28 protein-coding genes and 1 pseudogene are annotated in these 25230 nt (G+C 57.1%); 18 read left to right on the top strand and 11 right to left on the bottom strand.

All coding sequences use genetic code 11. From position 1 onward, the window contains the following. Positions 1 to 9 precede the first annotated feature (9 nt). Complete coding sequence (locus KQP88_RS18370; RefSeq protein WP_216703837.1) at positions 10 to 411, top strand: DUF2177 family protein; 402 nt, start codon at positions 10 to 12, stop codon at positions 409 to 411. 5 nt (positions 412 to 416) lie between these two features. Here KQP88_RS18370 and KQP88_RS18365 read toward each other — a convergent pair whose 3' ends face one another. Beyond that, positions 417 to 797, bottom strand: a complete 381-nt coding sequence (locus tag KQP88_RS18365; RefSeq protein ID WP_025261414.1) for a hypothetical protein — start codon at positions 795 to 797, stop codon at positions 417 to 419. Between the two features lie 220 nt (positions 798 to 1017). Here KQP88_RS18365 and KQP88_RS18360 point away from each other — a divergent pair, with 220 nt between their 5' ends. The 3 genes from KQP88_RS18360 to def all read left to right on the top strand — a co-directional run bounded on the left by KQP88_RS18360 (position 1018) and on the right by def (position 2942). Then, positions 1018 to 1209 (top strand): CsbD family protein, encoded by a 192-nt coding sequence (locus KQP88_RS18360; RefSeq protein WP_198727421.1) that lies wholly within the window; start codon positions 1018 to 1020, stop codon positions 1207 to 1209. Positions 1210 to 1393: 184 nt separating this feature from the next. Beyond that, positions 1394 to 2356, top strand: a complete 963-nt coding sequence (locus KQP88_RS18355; protein WP_095067526.1) for a YihY/virulence factor BrkB family protein — start codon at positions 1394 to 1396, stop codon at positions 2354 to 2356. A gap of 46 nt (positions 2357 to 2402) precedes the next feature. After that, complete coding sequence (def, locus tag KQP88_RS18350; protein ID WP_095067525.1) at positions 2403 to 2942, top strand: peptide deformylase; 540 nt, start codon at positions 2403 to 2405, stop codon at positions 2940 to 2942. Between the two features lies 1 nt (position 2943). Here def and KQP88_RS18345 read toward each other — a convergent pair whose 3' ends face one another. Further along, positions 2944 to 3357, bottom strand: a complete 414-nt coding sequence (locus KQP88_RS18345) for a GNAT family N-acetyltransferase (protein WP_216705993.1) — start codon at positions 3355 to 3357, stop codon at positions 2944 to 2946. A 162-nt stretch (positions 3358 to 3519) separates the two neighbouring features. On the opposite strand from KQP88_RS18345, the gene KQP88_RS18340 reads away from it, so the two are divergent. The 6 genes from KQP88_RS18340 (at position 3520) to KQP88_RS18315 (ending at position 8398) form a co-directional block, all read left to right on the top strand. Continuing rightward, positions 3520 to 4026, top strand: coding sequence for a hypothetical protein (locus tag KQP88_RS18340; protein WP_374011474.1), 507 nt, complete (start codon positions 3520 to 3522; stop codon positions 4024 to 4026). A 35-nt stretch (positions 4027 to 4061) separates the two neighbouring features. Beyond that, positions 4062 to 4499, top strand: a complete 438-nt coding sequence (locus tag KQP88_RS18335) for a nucleoside deaminase (RefSeq protein ID WP_200992690.1) — start codon at positions 4062 to 4064, stop codon at positions 4497 to 4499. Between the two features lie 82 nt (positions 4500 to 4581). After that, positions 4582 to 5403: an alpha/beta fold hydrolase gene (locus KQP88_RS18330; protein ID WP_200992689.1), complete on the top strand. Its 822-nt coding sequence runs from the start codon at positions 4582 to 4584 to the stop codon at positions 5401 to 5403. Continuing rightward, positions 5393 to 6562 (top strand): PAS domain-containing sensor histidine kinase, encoded by a 1170-nt coding sequence (locus KQP88_RS18325; protein WP_216703836.1) that lies wholly within the window; start codon positions 5393 to 5395, stop codon positions 6560 to 6562. The genes KQP88_RS18330 and KQP88_RS18325 overlap by 11 nt, the downstream gene beginning before the upstream one ends. 298 nt (positions 6563 to 6860) lie before the next feature. Further along, positions 6861 to 7175 carry a hypothetical protein gene (locus KQP88_RS18320; protein WP_216703835.1) on the top strand — a complete coding sequence of 105 codons (315 nt, stop codon included), beginning with the start codon at positions 6861 to 6863 and terminating at the stop codon, positions 7173 to 7175. 50 nt (positions 7176 to 7225) lie between these two features. Continuing rightward, positions 7226 to 8398, top strand: a complete 1173-nt coding sequence (locus KQP88_RS18315; protein WP_200992686.1) for a PQQ-dependent sugar dehydrogenase — start codon at positions 7226 to 7228, stop codon at positions 8396 to 8398. A 67-nt stretch (positions 8399 to 8465) separates the two neighbouring features. On the opposite strand, the gene KQP88_RS18310 is transcribed toward KQP88_RS18315, so the two are convergent. After that, entirely contained in the window at positions 8466 to 8771 is a 306-nt protein-coding gene (locus KQP88_RS18310) for a PepSY domain-containing protein (RefSeq protein ID WP_117166122.1), read from the bottom strand. A gap of 263 nt (positions 8772 to 9034) precedes the next feature. On the opposite strand from KQP88_RS18310, the gene KQP88_RS18305 reads away from it, so the two are divergent. From KQP88_RS18305 to KQP88_RS18285, 5 genes are all read left to right on the top strand, one after another. Further along, positions 9035 to 11206 carry a TonB-dependent siderophore receptor gene (locus KQP88_RS18305; protein ID WP_216703834.1) on the top strand — a complete coding sequence of 724 codons (2172 nt, stop codon included), beginning with the start codon at positions 9035 to 9037 and terminating at the stop codon, positions 11204 to 11206. A gap of 199 nt (positions 11207 to 11405) precedes the next feature. Continuing rightward, the gene (locus KQP88_RS18300) at positions 11406 to 12719 is read left to right on the top strand and encodes an MFS transporter (protein WP_216703833.1); all 1314 of its coding nucleotides are present in this window, start codon (positions 11406 to 11408) and stop codon (positions 12717 to 12719) included. 278 nt (positions 12720 to 12997) lie between these two features. Beyond that, entirely contained in the window at positions 12998 to 13438 is a 441-nt protein-coding gene (locus tag KQP88_RS18295) for a YybH family protein (protein WP_200992683.1), read from the top strand. 465 nt (positions 13439 to 13903) lie between these two features. After that, entirely contained in the window at positions 13904 to 14152 is a 249-nt protein-coding gene (locus KQP88_RS18290) for a helix-turn-helix domain-containing protein (protein WP_200992682.1), read from the top strand. Positions 14153 to 14419: 267 nt separating this feature from the next. Then, positions 14420 to 15139: a hypothetical protein gene (locus KQP88_RS18285; protein ID WP_216703832.1), complete on the top strand. Its 720-nt coding sequence runs from the start codon at positions 14420 to 14422 to the stop codon at positions 15137 to 15139. 18 nt (positions 15140 to 15157) lie between these two features. Here KQP88_RS18285 and KQP88_RS18280 read toward each other — a convergent pair whose 3' ends face one another. Continuing rightward, on the bottom strand, positions 15158 to 16234 hold the full coding sequence (locus tag KQP88_RS18280; protein WP_216703831.1) for a diguanylate cyclase: 1077 nt from the start codon (positions 16232 to 16234) through the stop codon (positions 15158 to 15160). A 325-nt stretch (positions 16235 to 16559) separates the two neighbouring features. After that, positions 16560 to 17765 carry an MFS transporter gene (locus KQP88_RS18275; protein ID WP_216703830.1) on the bottom strand — a complete coding sequence of 402 codons (1206 nt, stop codon included), beginning with the start codon at positions 17763 to 17765 and terminating at the stop codon, positions 16560 to 16562. A 111-nt stretch (positions 17766 to 17876) separates the two neighbouring features. Between KQP88_RS18275 and KQP88_RS18270 the strand changes: the two genes are divergently transcribed. Next, positions 17877 to 18782 (top strand): LysR family transcriptional regulator, encoded by a 906-nt coding sequence (locus tag KQP88_RS18270; protein WP_216703829.1) that lies wholly within the window; start codon positions 17877 to 17879, stop codon positions 18780 to 18782. 80 nt (positions 18783 to 18862) lie between these two features. Here the strand turns inward: KQP88_RS18270 and KQP88_RS18265 are convergent, their stop codons facing one another. Next, on the bottom strand, positions 18863 to 19450 hold the full coding sequence (locus KQP88_RS18265) for a DcrB/PsbP domain-containing protein (RefSeq protein ID WP_216703828.1): 588 nt from the start codon (positions 19448 to 19450) through the stop codon (positions 18863 to 18865). Positions 19451 to 20309: 859 nt separating this feature from the next. On the opposite strand from KQP88_RS18265, the pseudogene KQP88_RS25645 reads away from it, so the two are divergent. Continuing rightward, positions 20310 to 20591: pseudogene (locus KQP88_RS25645) on the top strand (PAS domain-containing protein); the annotation flags it as partial. Positions 20592 to 20840: 249 nt separating this feature from the next. Beyond that, positions 20841 to 21875, top strand: a complete 1035-nt coding sequence (locus tag KQP88_RS18255; RefSeq protein ID WP_407681841.1) for a methyl-accepting chemotaxis protein — start codon at positions 20841 to 20843, stop codon at positions 21873 to 21875. 549 nt (positions 21876 to 22424) lie between these two features. Here KQP88_RS18255 and KQP88_RS18250 read toward each other — a convergent pair. From KQP88_RS18250 to KQP88_RS18230, 5 genes are all read right to left on the bottom strand, one after another. After that, positions 22425 to 22745, bottom strand: coding sequence for a hypothetical protein (locus KQP88_RS18250; protein ID WP_216703825.1), 321 nt, complete (start codon positions 22743 to 22745; stop codon positions 22425 to 22427). 24 nt (positions 22746 to 22769) lie between these two features. After that, positions 22770 to 23075, bottom strand: a complete 306-nt coding sequence (locus KQP88_RS18245) for a hypothetical protein (protein WP_216703824.1) — start codon at positions 23073 to 23075, stop codon at positions 22770 to 22772. Beyond that, positions 23072 to 23782, bottom strand: a complete 711-nt coding sequence (locus KQP88_RS18240) for a DUF4225 domain-containing protein (RefSeq protein WP_216703823.1) — start codon at positions 23780 to 23782, stop codon at positions 23072 to 23074. The genes KQP88_RS18245 and KQP88_RS18240 overlap by 4 nt, the downstream gene beginning before the upstream one ends. A gap of 4 nt (positions 23783 to 23786) precedes the next feature. Beyond that, complete coding sequence (locus KQP88_RS18235) at positions 23787 to 24269, bottom strand: Hcp family type VI secretion system effector (protein ID WP_216703822.1); 483 nt, start codon at positions 24267 to 24269, stop codon at positions 23787 to 23789. 173 nt (positions 24270 to 24442) lie between these two features. After that, positions 24443 to 25015, bottom strand: a complete 573-nt coding sequence (locus KQP88_RS18230) for a BRO-N domain-containing protein (RefSeq protein WP_216703821.1) — start codon at positions 25013 to 25015, stop codon at positions 24443 to 24445. Between the last annotated feature and the right edge of the window lie 215 nt (positions 25016 to 25230).

The raw sequence follows: 25230 nt of genomic DNA, 5'->3' as shown, positions 1-25230 counted from the left end.
GGTGCGCCCATGAAAAAAATCCTCACGGCTTACTTCGGTACGCTTCTGGCTTTTCTGATCCTGGACGGTGTCTGGCTGGGATTGCTCATGGGCTCGACCTACCGGGACTGGCTCGGGTCGCTGATGCTGGCCACGCCACTGCTCGGGCCTGCGCTGGTGTTCTATCTGTTGTATGGGGCGGGGCTGGTGATATTCGCGGTCCTGCCCGCGCTCAAGGTGCAACGCACTGGGCATGCCAGCCTCTATGGCGGGCTGTTGGGGCTGATCGCCTACGGCACTTACGATCTGACCAACTGGGCGACCTTGCAAGGCTGGCCGGCACAGTTGGCCCTTGTCGATCTGGCCTGGGGAACCGTGGTTTCAGCCCTGGCCGCAACGGCGGGGTATCTGGCGACACGCCGCCTGGCCTGAACGCCTTACTTCTGCAGAAAACCCGCAAAGCTCAGGTTGCTGCCCTTGGGGCGCATGTCTTTGAGGAACGAGTCCTTGTCGGCGCTCAGTTCCAGGCTCACGGTCGGCTTGCGTTTGCCGGCGTTGCGTACTTCCAGGCCTTCCATGTGATCGCGCATGAACACGGTGGTCACCTTCAGGTGCAGCAACTGATCGGTCGCAGGCGTGTGCAGCAGCAGATGCAGCCACTCGTACTGGCCCACTTGCAGGCGTGTCACAGGCAGGTCGAACCACCAGATGTTGCGCTTGGTGTCCAGAATGGCGAAATGGGTGTTGTTGATGCCCAGCACTGCGCCGCCCAGATCCTGGTTCCTGCGTGCGATGGCCAGCTTTTTATCGAGTTTCATAACGTTCCTGTGAATCGGTTTGTTCAGTGTGCCGGGCACAGACTGACTGCGACGCGCATTCTCGCACAAACACCGTAAACAAGGCCTGCCCATCAGCGGACGAACGGCATGCTTTGGTCAGAAAATAATTGAAACTCTGCTCAATTGCCCCCGGTCAATCATGGTGTCGAGGTTACGACATTTGATTCCAGAACGGTCTTCAAGACCCGGGAGATACTTCATGAGTAGTACTGGCGATAAAATCAAAGGCATGGCCAACGAAGCAATCGGCAACGTGAAGCAAGGCATCGGCAAGGCAACCGATAACTCCAGTTTGAAGGCCGAAGGCAAAGCCCAGGAGCTCAAGGGCGAAGCCCAGCAACTCAAGGGTAAAGCCAAGGACGCCGTGAAAAAGGGCGTAGACAAAGCGTAGTTTCACAGGAAAACCGGATAGAGGTCATCGCCGAGATGGCCTTTATCCATCATGGCTTGAAACCTTTTACAGCGCGCTCAGTCCATTTGACGCCACTGCAACACTGTTGGCACATGGGCAGCCGCATAATCGCAACTGTCGGCCCGGCGATATAATGTAAAAGGGTTTAGCGCAAGGAGACGCCATGATCTTTCCTCACATGCGTCAATTGCCACTGGGCAAAGTGATGGTTCGTACCGTCACCGAATTTCTCGATGACGAGATGTCTACTTACGCGTCGGCACTGGCCTACCAGATGCTGTTCTCGCTGTTTCCGTTCCTGCTGTTCCTCATTGCCCTGATCGGTTTCCTGCACTTGCCGGATTTCTTTTCCTGGCTGCGCCTGCAATCGGAACTGGTTCTGCCGCCCCAGGCGCTGGAACAGGTCAACCCGGTGATCGACCAGTTGCAGCAATCCAAGGGCGGCCTGCTGTCCATCGGTATCGTCATTGCGCTGTGGACCGCTTCAGCTGGCGTACGCCTGATGATGAGCGCCATGAATGCGGCCTACGACGTGGTCGAAGGGCGCCCCATCTGGAAGCGTTTTCCGCTATCGATTCTCTACACCGTGGGCATTGCCGGCATGCTGCTGGCCGCAGCCGGTTTCATGGTGGTCGGCCCGCAGGTCATGAGCTGGTTCGCTTCGCAGATCGGCATGGAAGACTTCATCGTCACACTGTGGACCGTATTGCGCTGGCCGATGATCATCCTGCTGCTGATGGTTGCCGTGGCCTTGATCTACTACGTCATGCCCGACGTGAAACAGGAATTCCGCTTCATTACCCCAGGCTCCGTGCTGGCCGTGGTGGTGTGGATCATCGCTTCCCTGGGGTTCGGTTTCTACGTCAAGACCTTTGCCGACTACAACGCCATGTACGGCAGCATCGGCGCAATCATTGTGCTGTTGCTGTATTTCTACATTTCGGCCGCGGTGTTGCTGCTGGGGGCGGAAATGAATGCGGTGATCGAGCACATGTCCCAGGAAGGCAAGGATGCCGGTGAAAAAGAAGCCGGCGACAATGGCGTGGACTCCACCGCCAAACAGCATGTTTCGGGGCTGGGGCGCGATCATTCGGTACACAGCACATTAAAGGCTGACGAATCCTGAATCAGGGTCCAGAATCGCCTTTTCGTTCGAGAGACCGACACTCATCATGATCCGCAAGATTCTGAAGATGGGCGACGAGCGCTTGCTGCGCATCGCGCCTCCCGTGCCCCGCGAGATGTTCGGCAGCAGCGAACTCAAGACGCTGATTGCCGACATGTTCGAGACTATGGAAAGTGTCGGCGGCGTCGGCCTTGCGGCACCGCAGATCGGTGTCGATCTGCAACTGGTGATATTCGGTTTCGAGCGCAGCGAGCGCTATCCCCAGGCCGAAGCCGTGCCCCAGACCATCCTGCTCAACCCGCTGATCACGCCTTTGAGCCCGACCCTTGAAGCAGGCTGGGAAGGTTGTCTTTCGGTGCCCGGCCTGCGAGGCATGGTCGATCGTTACCAGAGCATTCGCTACGAAGGCTTCGACCCGGACGGCCAGCCGATCCAGCGCACCGCCCAGGGGTTTCATGCCCGCGTGGTTCAGCACGAATGCGATCACCTGATCGGTCGTCTGTACCCTTCGCGGATCACGGATTTCAGCAAGTTCGGCTTTATCGAGGTCATGTTCCCGGACATGGACCCCAACGCCGACGAATGACTCAGGCGCCGGTCCGGCACAAGGCAACCAGCGCCTTGCTGCGGCTGAAGCGCATGAACTTTTCCCCCAGTGAATGCGGCAGCCTCTGGGCCGTCTCGAAACCGCTCACTGCATAGAACGCCTGAAGGTCCGGATGGCAGAACAGCCAGACCGGACCGTTCAATGGTTCCACTGCATGGCCGATCAAACGGCGAGCAATCGCTTGGCTACGCTGTTGCGGGTCCACGAACAGCCCCGTCAGCCAATGCCCGTCAGCGACTTCGCTCAGGCAAAGAGCGCCGACGATCTGCGTTTGCTTCGCCACCCACAGCGTTCCGCGAGGCACAGCGCGCATGGAGGACTTGTGTTCGCGGTAGAACTTGTCCAGCAAAGGGCGGCAGGTGTCGGGCAGGGTGCTGAACTGAATGTCGGACATGATCGGGCTCTGGTCTTCGAGGCGGGCAAGCATAAATCATCGCCCTGGCAGACAGATATTCCTGATAGCGGCATGAATCGCCGGGATACGACGCCGACTCTGGTAAAGCGCGGATTAACTGTTAAGTTCAAAAGTGCTGTCAATTCATCTCAGGAGGAGGCCATGAACGACCATCGCGGTCTGCCCGTTGTATCCAGGACACGCCTGATGTTCCTGGGATGCATCCTGCTGTTGAGTTGGGCGCTGGCCCAGAACGCTCATGCCGATGAAGCGGACGAGACGGCGCTGCTGTTCGTTCAGGAGCGTCGCCTGGGGGACAGTCTGGGCTGGCTGGGGTATCAGGTCGCTTCACGCACCGTCACCTTTGGCAGCATCGTGGAATCGATTGGCAAGATCCAGGCTCAGGATCTGGTGCAGAAAGAACTGCAACGCCTGCAGCCCACTTATCAGGTGCAATGGGACCGCAACCTTGCGTCCGCCTACGCCCAGTCCTTTTCGGCGCAGGAATTGCAGTCCCTCAATGAAGGCAGCGGCTCCTTGCCCTTGATGAACAAACTCAAGGCCAGAAACAACGAAGTCAGCGCCCGGATGAAGGAGCGTTCGTCCGAACTGCTGAAGACCTTCGTTGCCCAAGCACTGGGCAATGCGCAGAAGTCGCTCGCCCGCTAGGTATTGAAAGAAACAGCGAAAGCGAGGAAAACACCATGGACCTATTCATGCAGGCCGCCATTGACGAGGCGCAACAGGGATTGGCTGAGGGCGGGATTCCTATCGGTTCGGTCATCGTTCACGATGGCAAGATCATTGGCCGTGGACACAATCGCCGGGTTCAGGAGGGCAGCGCCATCAAGCATGGCGAGATGGACGCACTGGAAAACGCCGGCCGCCAGCCTGCCAGCGTCTACCGGGATTCGGTGCTCTACACCACCTTGTCGCCCTGTGCGATGTGCAGCGGGGCGATTCTGCTCTACGGCATCGGCAAGGTCATCGTGGGCGAAAACGAGACATTCATGGGCGAGGAAGAACTGTTGCGCTCTCGCGGGGTGCAAGTCGATGTGCTGCACGACGCGACGTGCCAGCACATGATGCACGGTTTCATCGCCAGCAAGCCCGAACTGTGGAGTGAAGATATCGGAGAATAAAGGCTTTGTGATATCAGTCCTTCGCGGGCTCTCTGAAGGGTGATAATCTCGGCTCAGTACTTCATGAAGCTCGGAGCCCGTAATGCCGGTTCAGCGACGCAACAATGTAAACGTCATGGGCGACGGACCGGCCACATTGATTTTTGCTCACGGTTTTGGCTGCAACCAGAACATGTGGCGCTTTATTGCGCCTGTATTTGCCAAGCATTTCAAGGTCGTGCTGTTCGACCTGGTAGGCAGCGGCAAGTCTGAGCTATCGGCTTACATCCCGCATAAATACGCCTCCCTGCGCGGCTATGCCAGCGATCTGCTGGAAGTGGTCCGTGATTTCGCCAATTCCGGCCCGGTGATTCATGTCGGGCACTCGGTCAGCGCCATGATCGCCGTGCTGGCCGAGCTTCAGGAGCCCGGTCGTTTTGCCGCGCACATCATGGTCGGCCCGTCGCCGCGCTACCTTGATGATGAAGGCTACGTCGGCGGTTTCAGCCGTACGGACATCGACTCATTGCTCCATACCCTGGAAAGCAACTACCTGGGCTGGTCCAGCACCATGGCGCCGACGCTCATGGGCTCTGCCGACCGGCCTGAACTGGGCGAGGAACTGGCTGACAGTTTCTGTAGCACCAATGCCGATATTGCCAAGCAGTTTGCCCGTGTGACCTTCATGTCTGACCACCGCAAGGACGTTGAGGGTTTTTCCAGCCAGACCCTGATTCTGCAATGCAGTGATGACATGATCGTTCCCGTTCAGGTGGGGGAATACCTCAACCGTGTCATTGAGAACAGTACATTGCGCGTGATCGAGAACGTGGGTCATTACCCTCATATGAGTGCTCCGAAGGCCTGTGTCGCAGCAATGAGTGAGTTTCTGCAACCTTTTGGATATGCAGAACATGTCATCTGATGCGCTTGCCGTGCCTGACGGCAACGACCTGTTCGAGGGCGCTCCCTGTGGTTTATTGCTGACCCGGGAAAACGGCACCATCGAGCGGGTCAACCAGACCTTCTGCGTCTGGCTGGGTGTGGAGCGTGAGGCGTTGCTGGGGCGGCGGTTTCAAGACCTGCTGAACATGGCGGGCAAGATTTTCCATCAGACCCACTGGGCGCCATTGCTCCATGCCCGGGGTTCGGTTGCCGAAGTCAAACTTGAGCTGATTCATGCGGACGGTCGCTCCATCCCGATGATGCTCAACGGCATACGCCGGGAACATGACGGCGCCTTTTTTCATGAGCTGGCGGTTTTTATCGCCGAAGAACGCAACAAATACGAGCGTGAGCTGCTGTCGGCGCAAAAGCTTGCCGAAGAGCTGCTGCTGCAACAGATGAGCGTCCAGACCGAACTGACGTCGGCCCGCAACCGCTTGCGTCTGGCCCATGTCGAGGCGGAAATCCGGGCAATCTTTGCCGAGCAGATGGTGAGCATTTTCAGTCACGACCTGCGCAACCCGCTGGCGGCGATCAAGATGGCCTCCGGTCTGCTGGGTCGCAGCGCACTGGAGCCAAGACAGGAACGCATGCTGGGCCATATCAACCATGCGACCGACCGCGCCCAGCGCATGATCGTCGACCTGCTGGACTTCACCGATGCCAGGGTCGGACGCGGGATTTCGGTCACGCCTCAGGCCATTGATCTGCATGCCGTGACGGAGCGCAGTGTCGAAGAGTTGCGCCAGTCATTCCCCGGCCATGTCATCACTCATCGCCGTGAAGGCGAAGGCCCATGCCATGCCGATGCTGATCGCCTGGGGCAGGTCATCGGCAATCTGGTGGTCAACGCCAACAACTACGGTTCGGCAGATGGCGAAATCGTGGTGACCTCGACTCTGGAGCCACACCTGATGCGCCTCTCGGTGCATAACTTCGGTGAGCCGATACCGCCCGAGCAGATCGAGAGCCTGTTCGAGCCCGCTGTGCATAGCGCCAGTGACACCGAAAGTCGCAGTGTCGGGCTGGGGTTGTTCATTGTCCGGGAAATTGTCCGGGCGCACCTGGGTGAAGTGATCGTCCTCTCCAACCCCGAACATGGCACGACCTTTACCGCGAGTATTCCGCAGCGAGCCTGATTCGTTTGGTAGGGGAAATGAGAGGTGGCAAGGTAATCCGTGGGAGGGGCCTTGGCCGCGACAGCTTCATGAAGTACTGAAAAATGCGTTGTCTGTAAGCTGGGTCGTCGCGGCCAAGGCCCCTCCCACAAGTGATGCGTATGCCTAAGCGAATTCATTCGCGAAGGCCCTCAGACACCGCATTCAGACCATCCTTGTTACAAACTCCCTCCTTATAAACTTGCTCATCTGCCATGCAAGGCCGAACCTGATAACCCAATCGCTATCAAAGCCTAACCATTTCCCTTGAGGGCAAGTGATGAACAGTTTTGTGCGAAACCTCGCAATGGTGATGCTGGTGGGCCTTTCAGGTATCGGCGTTGCCCAGGCGCAGGATCAGCCGGGCCGCAACGGGGCTACCAGCAACCCCTATAACAGCCCGATCCACCGCTCCAACCCCAACAGTCGCCAGGGCACCCAGCCCAGCACGCCGCAGGTGCAACCCAACATCGTCCCCGCACCTCGCCAACCTACACTGGAAAACGGCGGGATCCGCAATGGCTATCCAACCCGGCAGCCACAGCCCAGCCCGACCATCCAGAACAACCAGAACACGACTCCCAAACGCCCATAACCCATCCCCGCAGTAGTCGGGACCTCTACTCAATGCATAAGGAATCGCCCATGTTTAGAAAAACCCTGATCGCGGCAATGTGTGCCACGGCGATGTCGAGCCTGCCGTTGACTGCCAGCGCGGCCGACGAGGCCGTGAAGCAATACAAGAGCGAACTGGGCACTGTCAGTGTCAGCGAAGTGGCAGGCGGGCTGGATCATCCTTGGGCGCTGGCGTTCCTGCCGGACAAGAAAGGCATTCTGGTGACCGAGCGCTCAGGCAATCTGCGCGTCGTTTCGCCGGACGGCAAGCTCTCCGGCCCGATCTCGGGTGTTCCGCAAGTCTGGGCCAAAGGGCAGGGCGGCTTGCTGGACGTGGTGCTGTCCCCTGATTTCGCCAAGGACCGTATGGTCTACCTGACCTACTCCGAAGGCAGTGGCAAGACGGCTGCCGAAGGCGAAACCGCAGGCACCGCTGCCGGCCGTGGTCGTCTGTCGGCCGACCTGACCAAACTGGAAGATTTCACCGTGATTTTCCGCCAGCAGCCAAAACTGTCGGTGGGTAACCACTTCGGCTCGCGGATGGTCTTTGACCGCGACGGCTACCTGTTTATCGCCCTGGGTGAAAACAACGACCGCGCCACCTCCCAGGATCTGGACAAGCTGCAGGGCAAGGTCGTGCGTATCTACCCCGATGGCAATGTCCCCAAAGACAACCCCTTTGTCGGGCAGAACAACGTGCGTCCGGAAATCTGGTCTTACGGCCACCGCAACCAGCAGGGCGCGGCCCTCAACCCCTGGAGTGGAACCGTGTGGACCAACGAGCATGGTCCCAAGGGTGGCGATGAACTGAATATCATCGAACGTGCCCAGAACTATGGCTGGCCACTGGCGACCCATGGCATCAACTATTCCGGTCAACCGATCCCGGAAGCCAAGGGCAAGTTTGTCGAAGGCACCAAAGTGCCGTTCCATGTGTGGGAAAAATCGCCGGGTATCAGCGGCATGGCGTTTTACAGCAATGGCCTTTTCAAAGCCTGGGACCACAACGTGTTTATCGGGGCACTGGCCACCGAAGAGTTGATCCGCTTGCAGTTTGAAGGCGACCGCATTGTTCATGAAGAACGCTTTCTGGGCGATATGAAACAGCGTATTCGCGATGTACGTCAGGGCCCGGATGGTTACTTGTATCTGCTGACCGATGACGATAAAGGAAAGTTGCTTAAAGTCGGTTTGCAACAGTAAATAAAAACTCCCGCATGAACGCGTCATGCGGGAGTTTTTTCAAGCCTGGAACGCTTGGGAAGAGCCCTTAGCGGTCTTGAGCGTCGCGCAGCACTTCGCCTGTCTTGGCGTCGACTTCGAAGTCCCACTCCACGCCCTTGGCGTCTTTCAGCTCGATCTGATACACGTAACGGCCAGCTTGTCTTTCAAGCTCGGTGTCGTGGATCTGGAAGCCTGGGTGTTTGGCCAGAGCCTGTTTGTTGAACTGTTCAAAGTCTCCGACCGCGCCGGACTTCTGCAGACGAATCACTTCGTCAGGACCAATATCAGCCTGTGCCATACCGGCAGCAGTGGTCAGGGCAAAAGCGGTAAAAAGAGCAGGCATAAGTTTCATGGTGTATTCCTTCTGATGGGACTGCTTAAATGGATGCTTGACCAGTTGGTTCGTTCAACTGTTTTGTTGAAGCCAGATTAATGCGCCTTACTTAATTCATCCTTAAATATGCGAAACGGCTTGTTTTGCCTGAAAACGGTCTGCGGGTCATTGCGCGGCGCGAGCAGGCAGAGGTTGTAAAAAAACGGCGGTGAACGTAAAAGGTTGCCCCGGCCAGATGGTGCTCGCCTCTGCCCTGGTTCCCGTTACCCTGGAGTTCATCGATGAGTACGTCACGCCGACCTGCTGCGCGTCTGGTTTCGTGTCTGTTGCCTTTTGGCATGGCTGTCACTTCACCGCTGCTGGCTGCAGAAACGGTGAATCTGGAGGCTGTGAAAGTGTCGGGTACTGCCGAAGCGTCCAGCCCGGATTATCAGGCCCGCGAAGCGTCGGTCGGCGGCTTTGGCGAGACGGCTCTGCTGGACAACCCAGCGTCGGTCTCGGTATTCACCGATGCCCTGATCAAGGACCGTCAGGCCAGATTGCTCAGCGAAATCCTGCGCAATGACGCCTCGGTGGGCGAGGGCTATGCCCCGGTGGGCTATTACGAGAACTTCGTGGTGCGCGGCTTTTCCCTGAATGCCGCCAACAGCTATCGCATCAACGGGCGCACCATCGCGGGCGAGCAGAACGTGGCGCTGGAAAACAAACAGCAGGTGGAACTGCTCAAAGGCCTGTCCGGGCTGCAGAGCGGTGTCGCCTCGCCGGGCGGTCTGATCAACTACCAGACCAAACGTGCCCAGGATGTGCGCTCTGTGACGGTCTCCACCAATGAGCACGGCGGGCGCTATATCGCGACCGACGTCGGCGGCTGGTTCGGCAGCGAAAATCAGTTCGGTCTGCGCGCCAACCTTGCCCATGAAGACCTGCGCTCCTACGTCGACCATGCCGATGGCCAGCGTGATTTCGCTTCCCTGGCGTTCGACTGGAACATCAGTGACCGCGCCCTGCTGCAACTGGACGTCGAATACCAGACCAAAGAGCAGCGTTCGGTGCCGGGTTATCAATTGCTTGGCGGCACTGCATTGCCTCATAACGCCTCGCCGCGCAGGCTGCTGGGCTATCAGAGCTGGTCGAACCCGGTGGGCATCGACTCGCTGAACATGAATGGCCGCTTCGAGTACCGGTTCAACGACGCCTGGAAGGGCAGCCTCAGTGCTTCGCGCAGTCGTGTGGTGATCGACGACTACAGCGCCTTCGCCTGGGGCTGTTACGGCTCGGCCAGTTGCGCTGCCGAGGCGGTGCCCAATCATTTCAGCGCTGAAGGTGGCTACGACATCTACGATTTCCGCAGCCCTGACGATACCCGCCGCAACGATGAAGTCGAAGCGGCCATGACCGGCACCTTCGACACCGGCTCGCTCAAACATGAGCTGACCTTCGGCACCAGCGCGTTTCGTCGTACCGTCGATACCCGTGGCACCTTCAACGAGATGGTCGGCTCGGGCAACATCGATTCAACCCCTGACGCTGTCTCGCCTTCGAACTTGCCGCTGCCGGATAGCGAGCGCCGCCTGGACAGCCGCCAGTACGGGCTGTTCGTGACGGACCGGATCAGCTTCAACGAACACTGGCAGACCGTTCTGGGCGGGCGTCAGGTACGTCTCGACGAGTACGCCTACGCCGAAGATGGCAGCGAACAGCGCCATACCCAGCGCTCGATCTTCCTGCCCCAGGCGGCACTGATCTACAAACCGGTGGAAAACATCTCGCTCTACACCAGCTACAGCAAAGGCCTGTCGCTGGGCGGTACGGCGGCCTGGTTCACCACCAATGCCAGCGAAATTCTTGCGCCCACCGTCTCGCGGCAACTGGAAGCGGGCATCAAGTACGACTGGCAGCGCATGAGCTTCACCGCGGCTCTGTTTCAGGCACGTCAGGCTTATCAGTATTCGAAGCCCAACGACGATGGCACCTTTACCTACGTTCAGCAGGGCGAGCAGAAGAATACGGGCCTGGAACTGGGCGCCAATGGCTGGGTGACTGAGCGTCTGCAAATATCGGCCAGTGCAGCGGCGATCCGGGCGCGGGTTGAAGACAGTGGCACGGCGGCTTATGAAGACCATCAGGCGCTCAATGTCCCGAAATACCGCGCCAGTGTTCAGGCGGACTACAGCCTGCCGATCCGTGGCCTGGCGTTGCTGGGTGGCATGCAATACAGCGCCAGCAAATATGCGAACCGCGAGGGCACGGTGAAGGTCAACGACTACGCTCTGTTCAATATCGGCAGCCGCTACAGCACCCGACTGGGCGACTACGACACCGTGTTCCGCCTGACCGTGGACAACCTGTTCGACAAGCGCTACTGGCGCGATGCCGGGGAATACCTGGGCGACGACTACCTGTTCATGGGCGCACCGAGAACAGCGACGCTGTCGGCGTCGGTCAATTTCTAGAGCCGGACATCAAAAAACAGGGGCTGGATCACAATCCGTGGGAGGGGCCTTGGCCGCGACAGCCAGCTTTCAGGCGCTGAAAATGTGTTGCCTGTAAGCAAGTCGTCGCGGCCAAGGCCCCTCCCACAAATGCCAGCTTTGCTATCCTTCGCGCCCTGCGCGCGCAGGCGTTCTTTTCAGACATGTTTACGGGGGCTTCATGACAGCCATTGTTAAACCACGCCCTCAGCCATTCTCCAGGGCCGACTACAAGACCTTGAGCCTTGCCGCTCTGGGCGGCGCTCTTGAGATCTACGACTTCATCATCTTCGTTTTCTTCGCCCTGACCCTCAGCCAGCTGTTTTTCCCGCCAGACATGCCTGAATGGCTGCGCCTGCTGCAAAGCTTCGGCATCTTCGTGACCGGCTATCTGGCCCGTCCGCTGGGCGGCATCCTGATGGCGCATTTTGCCGATCGTCTGGGCCGCAAGAGGATGTTCAGCCTGAGCATCCTGATGATGGCGTTACCCTGCCTGCTGATCGGCATCATGCCCACCTACGAGCAGATCGGTTACTGGGCGCCGCTGACCCTGCTGGCGCTGCGCATCCTGCAAGGTGCCGCCGTGGGCGGGGAGGTGCCGAGCGCCTGGGTGTTCGTCGCCGAACATGCACCTGCGGGGCATCGCGGCTATGCCCTCGGGGTTTTGCAGGCCGGACTGACGTTCGGGTATCTGCTGGGCGCGCTGACCGCCACTTGGCTGGCCCGGGTGTTCACACCTGCGGAAGTCCTGGATTACGCCTGGCGCATTCCGTTCCTGCTGGGCGGTGTATTTGGCGTGGTGGGTGTCTGGCTGCGTCGCTGGCTCAGCGAAACCCCGGTATTCGTTGCCATGCAGGCACAGCGCGAAAACAGGCAGGGCCTGCCGTTGGGCCAGGTATTGCGTGAACATCGCCAGTCGCTGCTGCCTGCGGCCTTGCTCACCTGTGTGCTGACCTCCGCCGTGGTGGTGCTGGTGGTGATTACCCCGACCGTCATGCAGAAAAGCTTTGGCATCAGCGCCAGCGATACCTTTGCCCTGAGCGCTGTCGGCATTGTCTTTCTCAATATCGGCTGTGTGCTGGCCGGCATGCTGGTGGATCGCATCGGTGCCTGGCGGGGCGTGATCGTCTATAGCCTGTTGCTGCCGCTGGGCATCGGCGTGTTGTACGCCAGCCTTGTCCTGCAATGGCTGCCGCTGACGGTCGCCTATGCCATGGCCGGTCTGGCCTGCGGCATTGTCGGGGTCGTGCCGTCGGTCATGGTGGGATTGTTCCCGCCCGGCATCCGGGTATCGGGCATCTCCTTCACCTACAACATCGCCTACGCACTCTGGGCCAGCACCACGCCGCTGATGCTGATCGCCCTGATGCCCTGGAGCCCGTGGGTCTGCGTCGCCTATGGCGTGGTCATGGGCTGTGTCGGCTTGCTCACCGCTGCGGTCTTCGGCCTGCACAAGGGCATGGCCGTGGATGACGGGCTTACCTGCCGGGGTTGAGCCTGCATTCAGTCGCCAGATCCTTCATTTCTCTGCCGGGAAGCTACGCTTGCTAATGCCTCCCGGCATTGCGCAACCCTTCTGCGGGAGCGTCGTGACAGGCGCGGGAGCAACGGGCGGGTTTCTACCTGAAGAAACCGGGCATTCCACCAGAAGCCCTACAGGCGGAGACCCATATTCCTGCAGCATGTGTCGGTTGTGCCAAGACCTTGAACCTGCAACAGCCTGCACGTGCCGCATCTGACGAAACCGGGCCGACAACGGCCAGGAGCGTTTTCATGAGCACCTATGACGACAATGCCAGAGAGCAGATTCAGGCATCGCTGCAAAGATGGGCCATGGCTGTGCGCAACAAGGACCTGGACGCAATCACCGCTTATTACCACCCGCAAGTGGTCGCTTACGATGCGATCATTCAGTTGCAGTTCAAAGGCATCGAAGCCTATCGCGAGCACTGGCAACACTGCCTGGGCATGTGCCAGGGCCCCATGCTGTTTGAAATGCAGGACCTCACCATCCATGCCGATGGCGATGTGGCCTTTGCCCATTGGCTGAATCATTGCGGCGCCGCCGATGAAAGCGGCGAGATGAAAGGCTCATGGATGAGGGCCAGCGCCGGCTACCTGATGACTGCCGAAGGCTGGAAAGCTATCCATGAGCACTTTTCCGCACCTTTCGACATGCAGAGCGGCAAGGCGCTGTTCGACCTCAAACCCTGAATATTCAACCCGTCTGCTCCGTTGGCAGACGGGTTGAGGGGGTGTGACATACATTGTTGTGACGTGTGTTTGAATATGTGTCAGTCAGTGGATCCAATTGTAACAACTGATTGTAATTCTCATTGGGCAAGTTTATCTTTCGCTTCCTGCATGCAATCCGTTACTCATGCCGTTAACTCTATTTACCCAGTAGTGAAATTCCGGGTGGAACGTTTTCTCTATGGGGGTTTTAAATGATTTAGTTGGGAGTGTTCTGGCAGTAGTGTAGGAATTTTCTTTGAAGTTAAAGTTTTTGAGCGGTTTCCTTTATTTGGGTTTTATTTATTTTTTGTACGGCGCGCGGTGTTAGAAATAGTTCCAGATGAATTTGCCAGTGTGCCGATTTGTTACTGATGCCACGGACGGTGCGCGTAAGACACTTCCTACAGTTTTTGTGTAGGCAAGCTAATCACAAGGAGAAACAACATGTGGGTGACAATCAGAGAACGAGAGGTGTTGGGGCTGCTATTGCAAGGCTGCACCAACAAGGAAATAGCACAGCAGCTCTGTATCAGCGGCTATACCGTACGCGATCACGTTTCCTCGCTGCTCAGAAAAGGGCAGGTGAAGACCCGTACCGAGCTTATTGCACGTTACGTGGCCCGGCTGATGACAAGAAGAAACGCACAACCCCCTACATCTGTCGGGTTGTGCAACGAGGCAGACTGCACATAATTCGTTTTATACGGAATGTGGCGGGTTAGTGTGATCAGGCCGCTGGCTGCGTTCGGTTTATTCAATCAAAAATAAAGTGTCCGGCGGCCTTGAAGTCAGGGCATGACAGTTGGGGAGACTGTCGTGGCTTTACTTTGCCGGATGAAACTTGAGCGCGGAACCAGCAACTGAACTTCGGCGCTCCTTCACGTGTGCGCAAAGACGACCAACACCGGCTTTGAACACTTGGGCACAACGAAAGAGCAAACAATAAAAAGGAGTTATTCCATGACGGTCTGTTTTATTCAGAATGAGGACCAGCCCCACCCACCGATGCGGCTGGACCCTCATGCGTCAGGCATCACTGTCCTGATGGACTTTCAACACCTTGCGGCCAGGCAGTCAGCCCTGTCCATGGCGCAACTCAGTGAGCAGCAGGCCAACCTGCTGGGCCCCAGAGGACTGTTCGCCAGGTTTTCCCGGGAAGTGCCGCTGTTGGGCAGGCAGGCCACGGTCTTTGAAGACCTCTATGAGATCAATGATCGCGAGCACCAGTTGCTGGCAGAAAAGACCGTGCGTTTCATCCTTGGGCGCTACCGTCGGCGACAGGTTGAGCAGAACCCTTTCACTGGCATGTCCCGGGAGTTTCTGTGCTGCGTCGTCTATGACGAAGCGGCGCCTTATACCCAGGCCGAGCGCTATGCCGCAGGCGAGGCGCTGCGCCAGCGCGACAGCGAGTATTTCGCCAAGCTCATTGCCACCACCCGTGACACGGTCGAGCGGCGGATTGTTTTCCACGGTCTGTTGGAGCATTTCGATGGCCTGCTGCCCGTCGAACAGAGCATCTACCCGATCAACTATCGGGCGGTCCAGCAGCGTCATCTCGATCATGAGGAGGGCATTTACGGCAAGCTCAACCTGACTCAGCCACTGAGCGTGATTCTGGAAACCCGCACCCCCGAATGGCTGCTGGAAAACCTGTGCGGGCTGGCGGGGAATTCTCACTGAGCGGCCAATGCCGGGGTGTCAGCTTTGTACTGTCAGGCGCATCAGGTCCGGTGACTGATCCTGAATGCTGACCACCCGGTTACGGCCATTGGCCTTGGCCATGTAGAGTGCCTTGTCCGCCTCGTTCAGCCACATGGCGGCATCCGTGATATGCGGCTGATAGGCCGCAATGCCGATGCTCAGGCTGATATTGAGGTCAGGAAGCAAGGTATCGATGTTTTCCTTGACCACTCTGCGCAGGCGCTCAAGGATCTCGCTGGCCTGTCTGGCGCCGGTGGCAGGCAGGATGATGCAGAACTCATCGCCGCCATAACGGCCTGCCAGGTCGGTATCGCGCAGGTTTTCAGACAATGCTTCGCTGATGTTCTTGAGCGCCGTGTCGCCCATGATGTGGCCATAGGTGTCATTGATGGACTTGAAATGATCGATGTCGATCAGCGCGATGGCGCAGGGCAGCTCTTGCTTGCGGCTCCTGATGAACTGGGCTTCGAGCAGGTCTTTCCAGGAACCGTGATTGATGAGGCCTGTCAGGCTGTCGGTGCGGCTGAGCTCGCTCAGGACATTGCGGTGTTCCCACAGCTTGAGTGCAAGCTGATGGCTCATCCAGCCAATGAAAATCGGGTAAATCAGCAGCACCGGCAGGCAGGCGTAGATCTGCATCGTGGTGCTTTCGGTATTGATCACCGGTGACACCAGCACCAGCGCAAGTATCGCCCCCAGTAACTGCGCCACAAACCCCTGAAGCATCAGCCGCGGGCCACATGCCGAAATATTGTGCATGGCCATCATCGCCAGCACCGTGACGCTGGGCAGCAGACTGAACCCCATCGCACCGACCCAGAAACCGCCCGCAAGGGAATCGGTCAGCAGGTTGCGCCATTCCGTCTTGTAGGGCTGAGGTGAGCGTTTTGCGAGTTGATACGCGATGTGCGGCCAGATAAAGGCATTGGCCAGTGCCAGCCACCATAACCACTGCGCAGCGTTCAATTGGTACAGCGACACGATCACAGTGAAGAAACCTATGCCCACGCCGAGGGTGCGTGGTGCATAAATTCTCTTGGCAAATGAAAGACCTTTGCCTTGTCGTGTGCTCATAGCGCTTACCGGACTGTTGTAAGACCCGGCCAGCAACCCTTGTGTTTGACCGAAGGGCAAGAGTTTCCCCTGATGGCGGCACCATGGGAAGAGCCTTTTGCCCGTAATTCTCAAATTAGGGTAGAAACGACATATTGCTGTCGCCTTTTCGTGAATGAATTCACTCCTACCCCGCCATAAACCAATTCTGATTGTGATTTGTGTGGGAATTTATTCGCGAACAAGCGGTGAAAACGACATATCACTGCTGGCCTTTTCGTGAATAAATTCACTCCTACTTGGCCATAACCACTTCTGTGGGAGCGAATTCATTCGCGAACAAGCCTCAGCCCTTTGCCCGACGCCCCTGAAGCAGCGTCAACCACGCCACCGCAATGGCAAGCACCGCAACCCCGGCTGCCACATGACCCACCGATTCAAGCCCGAGATGCTCGATGGTCGCGCCGCCGATGATCGAGCCCAGCCCGATCCCGGCATTGGCTGCCGACACATTCAAGGTGCCAGCCAGCGCCTGGGCCTGAGGGGCGGCCTTCATCACTCGGATCTGGCAGATCGGGAACAGCGCCGTGTGCGCGATGCCCCACACCATCAGCACCACCGCCAGCAATGGCAATGAACCGGCCATCGGCACACTGGCACTCATGCCCAGCGCCAGCAGCAAGGCAAACACCATGGTCGAGCCCAGCGGGCTGCGATCGACATAACGTCCACCCAGGCCATTACCGATCAAACCCACGGCACCAAAGCCCATCAACCACCACCCGACCTGAGCTGGCGCCACGTGGGCGATACGCTCAAGCGTGTCGGCCAGATAGGTGTAGGCCGCGAACATCGCCGTGAACAGCAGAATCGACAGCAGCAGGTTCATCATGAAATACCGGTCGCGCAGGATTCTGGCCTGTTGGGCCAGGCCGACCTTCTCGGTAGGCGCCAGGTGCGGCATCGACAGTGCCAGCAGCAAGGCCATCAACCCGGAAAGCACCGTCAGCGCCCAGAACGCACCGCGCCAGCCCACGGCATCGGCAAACACCGTGCCCAACGGAATACCCAGCAGCATGGCGGCGGAAATCCCCAGATAAACCTGCGCCACGGCCTTGCCAGCGTTTTTGGGGCCTGCCAGCAGACTGGCGGTTTCACTGGCCGTTCCCCAGAACACAGGCAACGCCAGCGCCGGGATGAAACGAGCGACGGCCAGCACCCAGATAGTGCTCGACACCGCTGCCAGGGCATTGGAAGCGGCAAAGATCAGCAGAATCGCGATGAACGTGCGTTTGCGGTCCAGGTGCGAAAGCATCGCCGTCAGCGGCGGGCCGAAGAGCATCACCGTGAAGGCAAACAGCGTGACCAACAAGCCCGCCACCGAGATCGAAATACCCAGATCCCGCGCCAGAGCAGGCAACAGGCCGATAATCAGAAACTCGGTGGTGACAATCACAAAGCCCGCAAGCGCCAGAATGGCAATGGACACACCCGTGCCCGTGGAACGTTCGCCGCTGGCAGCGGCACTGGAAGCAGATTCTGAATACGACATGACACCCAACCGGAATTCAAGGAGTGTGTCATTTTATTACGGAAAAGAGTTCTTATCTTTGGCGGTTTTTCGAGGCACTATTGAAATTATTTCCACAATTGGAAGCTCAGCGTGTTCTCTCCCGATCGACTCAAAGGCATCACCACCTTTGTCGCCGTTGCCAATGCAGGCAGCTTTACCGCCGCTGCCGAGCGTCTGAACCTGACCAATTCTGCCGTCAGCAAAAGCGTGGCCCGACTGGAGAGCCGCCTGGGCATGCGCCTGTTCGAGCGCACCACCCGCACCCTGGCGTTGACGGAGGAGGGCGTTGCCTATCACGGCGTCTGTCTGCGCATTCTTGCGGAACTGGAAGAGGCGGAAACCGCACTGCTGGCGCAACGCTCCGAACCGGCAGGGCAATTACGCATCGACCTGCCAGCCACATTCGGGCGACTGAACGTGCTGCCTCTGATTCTGAAATTTGCCGAGCAGCACCCCAGATTGCGCCCTCGCGTCACGTTCACGGATCGCTTCGTCGACCTGCTGGAAGAGGGCATCGACCTGGCGGTGCGCATTGGCGGGCCGAACGTCTGGCCAGCGGGCGTGGGGCATCGTTGTCTGGGCACCGAGCGAGTGATCTTCTGCGCCGCGCCGGCCTACCTCAAACGCCACGGCACCCCCCACAGCGCCGAAGAACTGGCCGGGCATGACTGCATCCAGTTCGGCAGAGGCGATGGCAGCACCAGCCCATGGCTGTTTGTCGATGCCCAGGGCCAACCCGAAACCCGCGCCATCGAAGGCCGCATCGTGGTGGGCAACGGCGAAGCACTGGTGGCCGCCGCGACCTCAGCCTGCGGCATCGCCCAACTGGCAACCTGGCTGATTGAAGACCAACTGCAGCGCGGCGAACTGGTAGAAATCCTCCCGCACCTCAGCACCGAAGGCCTGCCCCTGCACCTCGCCTGGCCCCGCAGCCGAGAGGCATTGCCCAAAGTGCAGGCGTTGATCGAGCTGCTTGCGCAATCCCTGCGGGTGTAGGAAATAGCTGCAAGCGGCAAGTTACAAGCCGCAAGCTTTTGACTTACCGCTTAAAGCTTGCAGCTTGTAGCTTAAAACTCCTACTGCCCCACAACCGTCTTCACCATCTGCTCATGCTCCGCCGCATTCTTCGCATTGGAAATCACATTCAGAATCGCCGACCGGCTCCCGGAAGCGGCCACCACGGTCGTGCTCAACACCTTCGCGCCGCTCATGGTCGCAGAGGCATCGATCTGGCGAACGCCCAGGCCGTTCTTCTTGACGATCGTCTTCTCGCCCAGCTCCTTGAAATCCTTGTAACTGGAACGCTGCTGGGTCAATGTCCCGGCCACCAAGCCATCCAGCACCAGACGGTCGTTATCGCTGGCCTGCATATCCATCGGGATCGGGGTTTCCGTGACGATCAACACCCGCTTCTGCGCCTGATTGGTGTAAAGCGCGCCACTCACGCCTTGCGTAATGGCCTTCGCATCGATCTCAGGCATCTCGCCCTTCACGTAACCGGCTGGCAGAGTGAACGCCAGCTTGCCATCGAGCAGCGAAGCTTTCTGGCTGGCAGCAGCCTGCTTTTCGGCAGTGGGCTTTGTCGCTGCCTGAGCACTCACAATGCCTTGGCAACTGGCCAATGCAACGCACAACATCACGGCTTTAAGGCTGAACGACTGCATGGGATGTCCTCGTTGATCAATGGCTGAAAGTTTAAAAAGCTGTTTAAAAACATACACAAAGTTAAAGGTGGAGCGTATTCATGATGTCCTGAATATACCCCGCATTCCCCGGCACTTTGGATAATCCTTACATCCCCAGAAGTCTCCACCGGCATTACCACCGGTACGGGCTACTTTCATGATCATGGTCTTTTTACAGTGCGGGCATTTGGGCGCTACAGGCTCTATGACCGGCTTGGGAGGCGCTGGTTTTTTAACAGATTCACGTACTGCAATAACCGGAGCAGTGGGTGTTTTTTCCACCGGCTCAACGGGTTGCTGCACATGAGGTTTTGCAGTCGCAGGGGATTCTGGCACGTCGCGGGGTTTGCGCCTGGCCAGCCACGAAATCAGGGGCTTGCTCAGCCAGCCGGGTAGCTTCGAAGCCATATGGACAAGGGCTTCAAGGCGTGAAGAGGGTTTGCGTGACATGGCGTTGCCGGGGCGATTCGCTTGGAAATGGACGCTCATGGTGCAGAGAACACGGAGATGACGCAAAGGATTTTTGGCCTCTCAAGCGTGCGGGCAAGCGGCACTGCCAGTGCGGCTAAACAATGACGCAGGAGGTGTGCAAACAAACGGAGCAGGCAAGTAGTGACTCTTTCGCACGCCCAAGCTTCTACTTGTTCACGCTTGCAAAGCCCTATAAAGCCATGGATGCAGCAAGCGATTGAAAAAACTGCAAAACACTCATTAACGACCCCCACGAGAGGGTCGATATATATGCCAATGCGATTCCGGTTGTCACTTTTGAAGACTGTGCTAAACCTTCCAAGGTACCCGGTATTTGTGAAGATTTTATCAGGGAGAGGTCTTCTAGATGCGTGTAAACATGCCTGTCACCCAGAACGAGAGAACCTTTCCCGCTTCTGAGCGTTTGATTTCTACCACTGATCTCGATAGCCGTATCACCTACTGCAACGACGCCTTCGTGGAGCTCAGCGGCTTCACCCGTGAAGAGCTTATCGGCCAGCCACATAATCTGGTTCGTCACCCCGACATGCCCGCTTCGGTCTTCGCCCATATGTGGGAGACCATCAAACAGGGCAAACCCTGGATGGGCGTGGTCAAGAACCGCTCCAAGCAGGGCGACTTCTACTGGGTCAGCGCCTATGTGACCGCCGTATACGAAAACGGTCGCATTGTCGGCTATGAGTCGGTGCGCTCGCTCCCGTCCCGCGATCAGGTACGCCGTGCCGAAGCCCTCTATGCGCGGCTGCGTGCCGGCAAATCCGCCGTTTCCCAAGCGAGCAGCGCCCGGTATCACCTGCTGCGGCAACTGCCGATGGTGCTCTGTGCACTGGCCTTGATGGTGGGCGTGTACCTGCTGGACGACAATGCATCCTTCGCCATGATCCTGGTGGTATTGGTCGCCTTGGGTGGTTACCTGGAAGTCCGTCAGCGGAGCAGCATCCAGAAAACCCTCGACGCTCACCCCAAGGCCTTTACCAGCGCCCTGGTGGCCCTGACCTACAGCGACAACCGCGGCCCTCAGGCGCAACTCGACCTGGCCTTGCTCAGCGAAGAAGCCCGCCTGCAAACCGCCTTGACCCGATTGGTGGACACTGGCGAAAGCGTCAGAAAGCACGCCGGGCAGTCGGCGCAGTTGTCGCTTCAGCAGGCGCGCTCCCTCGATCAGCAGCGCAGTGAAACCGACCAGTCGGCGACGGCCATCAACCAGATGGCGGCGACCATTCAGGAAGTCACCCACAACGTCCAGAGCACAGCCCATGCCGCCGCAGAGGCCGACAAACTGGCACAGGAAGGTCGCAACCTGGCCGATGACAGCCTGCTGGCGATTCGTCACATGGCCAACTCGGTGACCGAAATCGGCACCGCCGTTGGTGACCTGGCCAGCGCCACCCAATCCATCGGCAGCGTCGTGGACGTGATCACCGCCATCGCCCAGCAAACCAACCTGCTGGCCCTCAACGCCGCCATCGAAGCCGCCCGTGCTGGCGAACAGGGTCGCGGTTTTGCCGTGGTCGCCGATGAAGTTCGCTCGCTGGCTTCTCGCACCCAGTCCTCGACCGAGCAGATCCAGCAAATCATCACCTCCCTGCGCGACGGTGCCGACCGGGCCGTACAAACCGCCAGCAAGGGCGAACAGATCTCCCAGGAAAGCGTCGCCAGCGTCGAAGCCGTACAAAAGGCCCTCGACGGCATCAGCCAGTCCGTCACCCGGATTACCGGCATGAGCCAACAAATGGCCTCCGCCTCGGAAGAACAGACCCACGTGGCAGAAAATATCAGCCAGCAAATCACCCGCATCGCCCAACTCTGCGACCAGAGCGCCGGCCAGGCCCAACAAGGCTCACAGATCAGCAAAGAGCTGGAAGAAATGGCCGAATACCTGCACAGTCTTGCGGAGCGTTTCAACCGATAGCAGCAACGGTATTCCGTTCACCACTGCGTGAACGGAATACCGACCAGACGCAGAACCATGCAGGAGCGCGCTTGCCCGCGACAGCAACACCCCAGCCGCCACTGATTAACCAGATACCAGACTCTTTACAGGGTAATGCCGATCAGTCAGGTCACACCTGTCACTTGTGGGAGGGGCCTTGGCCGCGACGACCTGCTTGAGGGCAACACATTTTCAGCGCCTGAATATAAATGCCAGCCTACCCCGTAGGAGCGAATTCATTCGCGAAAAAATAACTCTGATTCACAAGTAATGATCTTCAACGCTGACAGTGTTGAGTTGTCTTGAGTACCGTAAAAAGGGAGCTTTCCTTTTTCTATAAAGCGCATATGAAGAAAAGTGAAGAAAATGTTTTATGCCATGATTGCCCAGAGCTTTATCCTTTAGAAGTTTTTCCAGAGAACGCAGATTGTTCTCAAAGTGAAGGCAAATAAAATGCAAGGCTCATGAGTATGGATGCTAAGTAAGGATAGCGTTGTCCATATGAAAGGAGGTGGAATGGATAGATGATTAATGCAGTTTATATGGTTTTTTTCTTACGATCCTGATCCGATGTGCCTGTGGTGTGATGTGGGTAAAAGCGTGTGAAAAGAGCATGGCAAAAGAAAGCCAGCCAAAGATGGAGTTATCTTGCTTTCCTACAAAGGGAAGTGTGCTGGTCATGATGAAAGACATGTGTATAAAAATAATAACAGCGTTGTAGACGGTTAAAATCCAGTTTTTGGTGGGGGAGTAGTCGTTTCCGGAAAAGGTGATGCTGGCCCACAACGAAAGCGCATAAGCTGCAAGGGTGAGTAGCGTGAATGATGTGAGTATAATAGCTTCATTCATTATTATTCTTTCATGTATGGGGCGTCATTTTATTATGTTGGGATTTGAGTTTTTCTCTTTTGGTGATGGCAATGTAAAGGCATGAGCAAAAGCAAATAAATAGGACAGCCAGCCAAGAATAGAGTTGTCTATCACCCCGACGAAGGGGAGGGTGCTGAATGCTACAAATTTAAAATGTAGGTTCCCTAAAGTAATGTTGTATGCCATGACAAGCCAAAATTTTAAAGATGAGAAATTTTTCCCCGAAAAATAATATTTAGCCAAGAGTGAAAGTGCGTAAAGTAATAGGGAGCAGATTAAAAATGCTGGATAGATAAGCAGCTCAATCATTTCTTGCACTTCCACTGTTCTATTGTACTTTCTAGTGTAATGCTGTCTGCTATTCTTTCAATGGCAAAGACTTTGGGTGGGGTTATTTGGTAAGCCCTTATGTAGTCTGTGTGGATATATTTGAAAAGTCGCCATGAGTCAGGCTTTAATACTAATCTTCCAAGACCGTAGCCAGAAAGCATCAAGTCACTTAATCCGTAACCTACATTCCCTATGCAGTCATCATACCCGCTGATTCTTGCAAGTTTCTGATATCCCTTGCGTAAGGGGCCCTCTGTATCAGAACGTCCCGTTACGAGATTACGCCCGTTTTCGTAAACGTTATTCGTCCCATGAGCCATCAGTGGAAATCCGAAGAATAAACATAACGCACCCATTGATACATAACAAACCCCCGCGCCTCCTGCTACCTGAAATCCACCCGCGATTACGCCGATTCCTTTTTGGCCAATTTCAAAAGACTGGCTAAGCAAGCTTTTCTGCTCATCCTCTATTGCCTTCAAGCCTTGCTCAGAAGTTTTGTTTCCCTGTTCCACATCCCTGACAATGCTCCTGGCGTAATAAGCCACTTCCCGATTGAATTGAAGCCGGAGTATGCCGTCGTTGATATGCCGCGCCGCTACGGTGCAGGCTTGTCCTGCTAAAAGTGTTGCGGCCTGACTGACTTCCCAAAGCTCATGATTCTTTGAGGTTTCCTTTGTACTCAACGGTTTACTCCCCGCTCCAGAAAGCGCTGCCGCGGGTTCTTGCCAAGTGGTGAGTCCAGATGATTTCGCTGTAACGAATGGACATATGCTCTTGAGCTTCTGCGCCGCTCTGCAAGATAGAGTGCGGTATATCCAGCATTAAGTCGCAAATAAGCCCGTCTTTTATTTCTACCGTATAAAACTTCTCCTGAAGGCCATTGGAGGACGTACGATAGAAGTCGATGATGCAGTCAACAGGCTCTCGATTGGCCAAGGCTTGAGCCAGCAAAGGTGAGGATTTATCAACATTCTTGACGATGACAACCGGGCGATGGGTAGCGTGCCGTATGTTTCCGACATTACTCATATGATGAGCAAAGGACAGCACCATGATTTCATCCCGATGCCCCATCTGGCATTTTTTGCCAATGGATTCCTCACTGGAACAACCAGCAGAGATAGAACCCTGGATCTTCCCCTGGATGGTCATGTAACCGTGGTTAGCCATATAACGATCAACCTGATAAATGGCTAGCCAGTTTATTGGTGGGTTTTTAATGAGTATGTAGGACTATTCCGAGATTGAGTTCGTCCATGCATATAAGTGCAATAGGGAGGGCCGTGGTCCGTTCATCCATGATAATGAACGGACCATGCAATCAACCGGCTACCGGCGTCACTTCATGACGCCCCCGAAAAAAACCTCGCAGCCCCCTGAAACCACGACCCACCCAACCGCCCCGCAGGCTCCTCAAACCCCGGCCCAGGCCACGGCAACACCTGCGGCACATCCCGCAACCGGATCCACGGCTCGTTCTGCCAGTGCAACATGCTCAACGACATCCCCGGCCACTGCAGCAGACTCAGACTCGGCATACTCTCCACCGGCGGCTCCTGCGCATCCCGCAACGCCGCGACCACCTCATTGGTAATCCAGTGCCGCAAGCTGCGATGCTCGGGATGATGGTGATGAACCAGCAACGCATACAACCCCGACTCACTGATCATCAACGCCTCCTCAGTCCGCCCATGACTCTCCAGCCAGAGCGTGCGGCGCTGGTCCGCATCAAGCTTGCTCGTGGTGCGCTCGTTGAGCGGCCAGGCAATGAGCTTGCTCAGGTCACGGGCAGAGAACCAGGCCTGGGTTTCAAGGAGGAGGGCGCGGAGTTGGCGGTTGTAGCGGAGGAAGGTGGTGGGGTGGAAGGTTTCTATATGGCGCTTTGGATTACTGACTGTTTGTGATTCGTTTAGCATTATTGGCCTCTACCGGTTAGCTGAAATGTTTCGGACCAACGTAGAGGTGGGGCAAGAAACCCCAACTAGCCAACCCGATAGCTAGAGAATCACCTGCTCCTTCGAGCAGCATGAAACTCAGCTTTTGCTTGGGGTGACGACTTTACGTTGGGTGTTTCTTAGGCACCGGCGTGAACGATACGGGCATTGCTGTGCTGCCGATATCAGAGGAGGGC

Source organism: Pseudomonas lijiangensis, from assembly GCF_018968705.1.
Lineage (GTDB): Bacteria > Pseudomonadota > Gammaproteobacteria > Pseudomonadales > Pseudomonadaceae > Aquipseudomonas > Aquipseudomonas lijiangensis.
The sequence above is the reverse complement of the archived record's forward strand: the minus strand, read 5'-3'. Positions and strand labels throughout refer to the sequence as shown.